Source organism: Janthinobacterium sp. GW460-12-1-14-LB5 (genome assembly GCF_059423585.1).
Map to the genome: position 1 here is coordinate 46,810 of NZ_JBWKYD010000034.1, position 7,782 is coordinate 54,591.

Annotated in this window: 4 protein-coding genes; 2 read left to right on the forward strand and 2 right to left on the reverse strand. The window is 65.9% G+C overall.

The annotated features are described in order from the left end of the window. Positions 1 to 35: 35 nt before the first annotated feature. Positions 36 to 3,098 (forward strand): efflux RND transporter permease subunit, encoded by a 3,063-nt coding sequence (locus AC07X6_RS26135; protein ID WP_494792891.1) that lies wholly within the window; start codon positions 36 to 38, stop codon positions 3,096 to 3,098. A 218-nt stretch (positions 3,099 to 3,316) separates the two neighbouring features. On the opposite strand, the gene AC07X6_RS26140 is transcribed toward AC07X6_RS26135, so the two are convergent. Next, positions 3,317 to 4,354: a helix-turn-helix transcriptional regulator gene (locus AC07X6_RS26140; protein WP_494792892.1), complete on the reverse strand. Its 1,038-nt coding sequence runs from the start codon at positions 4,352 to 4,354 to the stop codon at positions 3,317 to 3,319. Positions 4,355 to 4,595: 241 nt separating this feature from the next. Between AC07X6_RS26140 and AC07X6_RS26145 the strand changes: the two genes are divergently transcribed. Next, positions 4,596 to 6,590: a glycoside hydrolase family 3 protein gene (locus AC07X6_RS26145; protein ID WP_494792893.1), complete on the forward strand. Its 1,995-nt coding sequence runs from the start codon at positions 4,596 to 4,598 to the stop codon at positions 6,588 to 6,590. A gap of 11 nt (positions 6,591 to 6,601) precedes the next feature. On the opposite strand, the gene AC07X6_RS26150 is transcribed toward AC07X6_RS26145, so the two are convergent. Then, the gene (locus tag AC07X6_RS26150; protein WP_494792894.1) at positions 6,602 to 7,750 is read right to left on the reverse strand and encodes a phytanoyl-CoA dioxygenase family protein; all 1,149 of its coding nucleotides are present in this window, start codon (positions 7,748 to 7,750) and stop codon (positions 6,602 to 6,604) included. Positions 7,751 to 7,782: the final 32 nt, after the last annotated feature.

Genomic DNA, 7,782 nt, shown 5'->3' on the forward strand with positions numbered 1-7,782 from the left:
CCGGCCCCAGCGGCCGCGGGCGCGGGAGCGCATCCATGAGCGCGGCGGGCTTCAACCTGTCGGCGCTGGCCGTGCGCGAGCGTTCCGTCACCCTGTTCCTGATCTGTCTCATTTCGCTGGCCGGCCTGCTGTCGTTCTTCAAGCTGGGGCGCGCGGAAGACCCGGCCTTCACGGTCAAGGTGATGACCATCGTCACCGCCTGGCCTGGCGCCAGCGCGCGCGAAATGCAGGACCAGGTGGCCGACAAGATCGAAAAGCGCCTGCAGGAGCTGCGCTGGTACGAACGGGCCGAGACCTACACCACGCCCGGACTGGCGTTTACCACCCTGACCCTGCTCGACGGCACGCCGCCCGGGCAGGTGCAGGCCGAGTTCTACCAGGCGCGCAAGAAGGCCGGCGACGAGGCGGCCAATCTGCCGGCCGGCGTGATCGGCCCCATGATCAATGACGAATACGCGGACGTCACCTTTGCCCTGTATGCGCTGAAAGCCAAAGGCGAGCCGCAGCGCCTGCTGGTGCGCGAGGCGGAAACCTTGCGCCAGCGGCTGCTGCACGTGCCGGGCGTCAAAAAGGTCAATATCATCGGCGAGCAGGCCGAGCGCATCTACGTGGAGTTGTCGCAGGAACGTCTGGCTACCCTGGGCGTGCGGGCGCAGGACGTGTTCGCGGCGCTGCACGGCCAGAATGCCCTCACGCCGGCCGGCTCGGTCGAAACACGGGGGCCGCAAGTGACCATCCGCCTCGACGGCGCGCTTGAGGCGCTGCAAAAGATCCGCGATACGCCGGTGGTGGCGCAGGGGCGTACCTTGGCCCTGTCCGATATCGCCACCGTGCGCCGTGGCCAGGCGGACCCGCCCAGTTTCCTGGTGCGCAACGGCGGCGAGCCGGCGCTGTTGCTGGGCGTGGTCATGCGCGACGGCTGGAACGGGCTGGACCTGGGCAAGGCGCTGGACGGGGAAGTGACGGCCATCGGTACCGCCATGCCGCTGGGCATGAGCCTGGCCAAGGTCACCGACCAGTCCGTCAATATCAGCGCGGCCGTCGACGAATTCATGCTCAAGTTCCTCGCCGCGCTGCTGGTGGTGATGCTGGTGTGCTTTATCAGCATGGGCTGGCGCGTCGGCATCGTGGTGGCCGCCGCCGTGCCGCTGACCCTGGCTGTCGTGTTCATCGTGATGGCCGCGACGGGCAAGAATTTCGACCGCATCACCCTCGGTTCCCTGATCCTGGGCCTCGGCCTGCTGGTGGACGACGCCATCATCGCCATCGAAATGATGGTCGTGAAAATGGAGGAGGGCTACAGCCGCATCGCCGCCTCCGCCTACGCCTGGAGCCATACGGCCGCACCCATGCTGGCGGGTACCCTGGTGACGGCCGTCGGCTTCATGCCCAACGGCTTTGCCCGCTCCAGCGCCGGCGAATACACGAGCAATATGTTTTGGATCGTCGGCGTCGCGCTGATCGCTTCATGGGTGGTGGCGGTCGTGTTTACACCCTACCTGGGCGTCAAGCTGCTGCCCGAGCTGAAAAAAGTCGCCGGCGGCCATGACGCGCTGTACAACACGCCGCGCTACCACCGCTTTCGCCGCCTGCTGGGGCGCGTGATCGCCCGCAAATGGCTGGTGTTCTGCACCGTGATCGGCCTGTTCGTGCTGGCCGTGCTGGGCATGGCCATCGTCAGGAAGCAGTTCTTCCCCATCTCCGACCGCCCTGAGGTGCTGATCGAAGTGCAGCTGCCCTACGGCAGCGCGATCGGGCAGACCAGCGGCGCGGCGGCGAAAGTGGAAGCCTGGCTGGCGCGCCAGCCCGAGGCGAAGATCGTCACGGCCTATGTGGGCCAGGGCGCGCCGCGCTTTTATCTGGCGATGGGGCCGGAATTACCCGATCCTTCGTTTGCCAAGATCGTCGTGCGCACCGACAGCCAGCAGGCGCGCGACAGTCTCAAGCGGCGCTTGCGCGCGGCCGTTGCCGCCGGCCTGGCGCCGGAGGCGCGCGTGCGCGTCACGCAACTGGTGTTCGGCCCGTATTCGCCGTTTCCCGTCGCCTACCGGGTCAGCGGCCCCGATCCCGAGGTGTTGCGCGGCATCGCCGACGAGGTGCGGCGCGTGATGCAGGCCAGCCCGATGATGCGTACCGTCAATACCGACTGGGGCACGCGCACGCCCACCCTGCATTTCAGCCTGCAGCAGGAGCGCTTGCAGGCGATGGGACTGACGTCGGCCGCGGTGGCGCAGCAGCTGCAGTTCCTGCTCAGCGGCGTGCCCGTCACCGCCGTGCGCGAAGATATCCGCACGGTGCAGGTGGTGGCGCGCGCGGCCGGCGACGTGCGGCTGGATCCGGCGCGTATCGCCGACCTGACCCTGGCCGGCGCGAACGGCGAACGCATCGCGCTGTCGCAGGTGGGCAGCGTCGAGGTGCGCTGGGAAGAACCCGTGATGCGCCGGCGCGACCGCCAGCCGACGATCACCGTGCGCGGCGACATCGCCGACGGCATGCAGCCGCCCGACGTCTCGGGTGCCATCACGGCGCAGCTGCGGCCCATCATTGACAAGCTGCCAGCGGGCTACCGCATCGAGCAGGCCGGCTCGATCGAGGAATCGGCGAAGGCGACGCAGGCCATGCTGCCCCTGTTCCCCATCATGCTGGCGTTGACCTTGCTGATGATCATCCTGCAGGTACGCTCGATGTCGGCGATGGTGATGGTGTTCCTGACCAGCCCATTGGGCCTGATCGGCGTCGTGCCCACCCTGATCCTGTTCCAGCAGCCGTTCGGCATCAATGCGCTGGTCGGCCTGATCGCGCTGTCGGGCATTTTAATGCGCAATACTCTGATCCTGATCGGCCAGATCCACCAGAACGAGGCGGCCGGCCTGGCGCCGTTCGACGCCGTGGTCGAAGCGACCGTGCAGCGCGCGCGTCCCGTGATCCTCACTGCGCTGGCGGCCATCCTGGCCTTCATTCCGCTGACCCATTCGGTCTTCTGGGGCACCTTGGCCTATACCCTGATCGGCGGCACGTTTGCCGGTACGGTGCTGACCTTGGTTTTCCTGCCCGCCATGTATGCGATCTGGTTCAGAATACGGCCGCAGGCTGTATAGCTTGAATAGCGGGCCGGAGACGCGGGCCTGAGAAAATGCCGATGGCGGCGTTGCGGCTTCCTTGCCGTACTGGCGTACTGTCTGCGTCGCCGCGCCTTGCCCCCGGCATTTTTCAGGTCCGCTTGGCCCGGGGAGCCTGTCTTTCTGACTTGGGCCGTTTCGTGGCTTGCTTGTTTGCTTGTTTTTTGTTTTTTGTTTCTTGTTGCTTGTCTCTTTCTCTAGGCTCCGGCGGCATCCTGTCGGTAGCGCGCCGGCGGCAGCGCGAATTGGGTCTTGAAGAAGCGTGTGAACGCGCTTTGCGAGGAAAAGCCCAGGCGCTCGCCGATTTCCACCACGCTCAGGCTCGTTTCGCGCAGCAAACGGCGCGATTCGCGGCTTTTCGCGCGCAGTTCCAGTGCGCGGAACGAGGTCTGCTCCTGCTGCAGCTGGCGCTGCAGGGTCCAGCGGTTCATCGCCAGGCCGTCGCACAGGGCCGGCAGCAGCGCGGCGCCGTCGGCGTCCCCGGCGCCTTGCCGGCCCAGCAAATCGATGATCGCCTGCTCCACGCGGGCCGAAAACAGCTGCGCCCCCTGCAGCTGCTGCAATTGTCCCTGTGCGTGGCGCAGCGCGTGCGGCGCCAGCATGGCGTTGAACTGGGCGAAGGGCCGGTCCAGCGCTGGCGCGTCGAACGTCAGGGTATTGCGCGCCTGGCCAAAGGTGGCGGCGGCGCCGAAGCACTCGGCAATGGCTGGCGCGAACCACGGCGCCTTGCCCTGGAAGCCGGCATGGAAAGCGGTGGCCGCGCCATCGTCGTAGGCGCGCGCCACCAGCGACAGCATGCGGAAATTGGCCAGCGCCTGCATGGCGCCCCCCAGCGGGCAAAACTCGGACAGGTATTCGATCTCGATGCGCGTCCCATTCTCACTCATCAGCATGAAGTCGAATTCGCCGATCAGGCCCCGCAAGTGCAGCAGCTCGTGCAGCGCGCTGCGCAGGGTGGGGCGGTTGAAGCAGACGTGGGCGATGCCCGAGTAATGCGCGAACCAGTGCGTCACGTCGAGATCGAGCAAGCCGCGGTGCTGCGGCAGTTGCTGGGCGTAGGCCGTCATGCGGCGGTGCCGCTCGGCGTTGATGCGGCCGCCCGGCTCCTCCAGCTGCGCCGGCGTGATGCCCGTCTGGCGGACAAAGTCGGCGGGGTCGTGCCCATCGGCTTGCATGGCGCGCGCGCATTGCTGCGCGATCCGGTTCGAAACCGTGCGCGTATCGGGTTTGTGCAAGGGTGCCTCCTGCTTATTCTGCGTATTCTGCTTGTTGTAGTATTTTTTCACAAATATTAGCACTTTGTAGGAAATTGTTGGTTGTCGTGCCGTCTAACCAAAAATTGTTCTCGCGGGTATAAAACGCGTGCTGTGCGGTCAAGAAACTCACGCATTCTCACGCTATATTGTTTTCGGCCGGCCTTGCTGCCGCGCCTTGATACCTACAAAAACAGTCTTGGAGATAATGATGAATTGCACTATGAAACCGATGGCCCGCATGGTCGCCGGCTGCGTCGCCACGCTTGCCTTGGCCGCCTGCGGCAACGACACCGTCAGCGAGCAATACACGCAGCCCGTGTTCGGCGCCACCACCTATAGCCAGTTGAAAGTCGACGGCTATACCTTCAAGGACATGAACCGCAACGGCAAGATCGACCCGTATGAAGACTGGCGCCTGCCGGCCGAAGCGCGTGCCGACGACTTGTTGTCGCGCATGAGCCTCGATGAAAAGGCGGGCCTGATGATGCACGGCACGGCGCCCACCGTGTCCGACCCTTCCGGCATCGGCCTGGGCGGCGCGTATGACCTCACGGCCCTGCAGGACCTGATCGTCAAGCAGTACGTCAACACCTTCATCACCCGCATGGCGGGCGACACCGCCAATATGGCGGCCCAGTACAACAAGGTGCAGGCGCTGAGCGAAACCTCGCGCCACGGCATTCCTGTCTCCATCAGCACGGACCCGCGCCACCATTTCCAGTACACGGTGGGCGCCAGCGCCGGTACCAAGGGTTTCTCGCAGTGGCCGGAAACCCTGGGCCTGGCCGCCATCGGCGACGATGCGCTGGTGCGCCGCTTCGGCGACATCGCGCGCCAGGAATACCTGGCCGTCGGCATCACGCAGGCGCTGTCGCCGCAGGCGGATCTGGCCACCGAGCCGCGCTGGTCGCGCATCAACGGCACCTTTGGCGAAGACGCGGACCTGGCCAGGCGCATGGTGCAGCACTATATCGAAGGTTTTCAGGACGGCAATACGGGCTTGCATGACGGCAGCGTGGTGGCCGTCGTCAAGCACTGGGTCGGCTATGGCGCCACGAAAGAGGGCTTCGACGGCCACAATTACTATGGCCGCTACATGACTTACCCGGGTAACAATTTTGCTTACCACGTCAAGCCGTTCGAAGGCGCGTTCACGGCGAAGGCGGCTTCCATCATGCCAACCTACGCTCTGCCGGACGGCAATATCACCATCGATGGCATCACCCTGGAACAGGTGGCGGCCGGCTTCAGCAAGACCATGCTGACGGATCTGCTGCGCGGCAAATACGGCTTCGAGGGCGTGATCCTGTCCGACTGGGGCATCACGTCCGACTGCGACGCCAACTGCCGCAACGGCACGGCGCCTGGCGTGGCGCCTTCCTTCATCGGCTTCGGCACGCCGTGGGGCATGGAAGACGCCACCAAGGCCGAGCGTTATGTAAAAGCCGTGACGGCGGGGATGGACCAGTTTGGCGGCGTGACGGAAGCGCCGTACCTGACGCAAGCCGTGCAGCGTGGCCAGCTGACGGAAGCGCGCATCAACGCCTCGGCGCGGCGCATTCTGATTCAGAAATTCAAGCAGGGCCTGTTCGAGCATCCGTTCGTCGATGCGGCCAGGGCGGCCGCCACCGTGGGCAAGGCGGACTTCGTCGAGGCGGGCCTGGAAGCCCAGCGCCGCTCGCTGGTCTTGCTGGAAAACAAGGACAAGGTCTTGCCGCTGGCGGCCACCGTCAAGAAGGTCTACCTGTACGGCATCGATGCGGCCGTGGCGCAGCAGTATGGCTACACGGTGGTCGCCACGCCGCAGGAAGCGGACGTGGCCCTGCTGCGCGTGGCAGCGCCCTATGAAACCCTGCACCCGAACTACATCTTCGGCAGCATGCAGCACGAGGGCCGCCTCGATTACGTCGACGGCAATGCCGACTACGAGGCGATCAAGAACGCGGCCAGGTATGCGCCGAAGACGGTGGTGACCGTGTACCTGGACCGTCCGGCCATCCTCGGCAACGTGCAGGACAAGGCCAGCGCCATCCTCGCCAACTTCGGGGTGAGCGACGGCGCGCTGTTCGACGTCTTGACGGGCAAGGCCAAGCCGCAGGGCAAGCTGCCGTTCGAGCTGCCATCGTCGATGGCCGAAGTACAGGTGCAGAAATCGGACGTGCCGTATGACACGGCCCATCCGCTGTACAAGTTCGGCTACGGGCTGAGGTACTAAAACGCTGCTGTTCAGGCTCGGCGGCGCCAGGCATGGCTGTCCAGCGCTTCGAGGAAGCGCGCAGCGGGCCAGTCCTGCGCCAGCGCTTCGCGCATGATCTGCTGCTGCGTTGGCGGCGCCATGCCGCCGATCGGCTGGTCGCGGTCAAGGTTGCTAGGGAAGGCATAGCCTTCGGCGCAGGCGGCCACCGCGTGGCCGATGCCAATGTCATCCAGGACTCCCTGCGCGCGCAGCGCCTGCAGGGCCGGATACAGGGCGGCGCTCATGGCGCGGCGGTCCAGCGTTTCCATGGCGCGTCCGAACGGCGACGACACTTGCAGCAAGTTGGCCATGCGGCGGATGTCGGGCGAGCGGTTGTGGCCCGCCGCGTGGAACAGGGCGGGGTTGAAGAACACGGCGTCGCCTTTGGACAGGGGCAGCTGCACGCAATGCCGGGCAAAATAGTCGCGGAACGGCCGCTGCTGCCAGGCGAGAAAACCGGCGCGGTAGCGCTGCGAGCCGGGCAGGTACAAGGTGGGGCCGGAGTCCAGCGGCATGTCGCAATGGGCGACTGCGCCCTGCAAGGTCAAAAGGGCCGACATCTGGTGCACGGGCGCCGGGTAGGCGGCGCAGGCGGCCGTGCTCTGAAAGCCCAGGTGGTAGTCGCGGTGCGGCGCCTGCGCGGCTCCGCCCGGGTTGACGACGTTCACTTGCGCCGTTATCTGGTAGGCGGGACCCAGCCAGGCTTCGGCGATCCACGCAAAGACGGGATTGGCGTAATAGCGCGCAAAGGCATCGGGGGCGCGCAGGCACAGCTTTTGCTGGGCATTCCAGATACGGTCGTTCGCACCCGGTTTGGCGAAATGGTCGCCGGCCGCCTGGCCGCTCGCATGCTGTTCGGCGATCAGCGCGTGAAACACGCGACTCACCTGTTCCAGCGTCTCCATGTCGGTGACGGCGCGTTTCAGTACGATGACGCCCGGACCGTCCATCAGCGCCTGGCCCCATTCGGCTTGCAGCGCGCGCAAAGCCAGCGGCTTGCCGGCCAGTGCGCGCACCTGGTCGCAGTCGTAGACGAGGATGTTTTCTTCCGCCGCAGCGGCGTGGGGATAGTCGGCCAGCGCCGTGGATAGGCTGACGGTGCGGATGAAGTCCTGCAGGTCGCAGTGTTCCGGCGTCAGCCAGTAGGGGGCGGGCGGCGCGGCGGTGGCGG